The following is a 315-nucleotide window of genomic DNA, read 5'->3' on the forward strand; positions in this document are numbered from 1 at the left end:
ATGCATAGTATTTGGCATTTGTGGATATTGTTAGGTAGTGTGCTGCATTTTTTATGTATTATCTTGTATGTTATTTAAATATTTGTATGAAAAGAGGTAAATAATGAGTATTTTAAATGTTGAAAATGTGAGTCATGATTTTGGTGGAAGAACAATTTTAGAAAATGCAAGTTTTAGGTTATTGAATGGGGAGCATATTGGATTAGTTGGTGCTAATGGAGAAGGTAAATCAACCTTTTTAAATATCATCACTGGTAAGATTACCCCTGATGCTGGTAAAATTGAATGGTGTAAAAGAATTACAACTGGATATTT

The 315-nt window shown here is 29.8% G+C and carries 1 protein-coding gene; it reads left to right on the top strand.

Annotated features, from left to right (window positions below; translation table 11 throughout):
• Nucleotides 1-103 precede the first annotated feature (103 nt).
• Nucleotides 104-315, top strand: a 212-nt coding sequence (locus KHA85_RS20795) for an ATP-binding cassette domain-containing protein (RefSeq protein WP_213186767.1), incomplete at its 3' end; no start/stop codon positions are given.

This window comes from Dietzia massiliensis, from assembly GCF_018390595.1.
GTDB lineage: Bacteria > Actinomycetota > Actinomycetes > Mycobacteriales > Mycobacteriaceae > Dietzia > Dietzia massiliensis.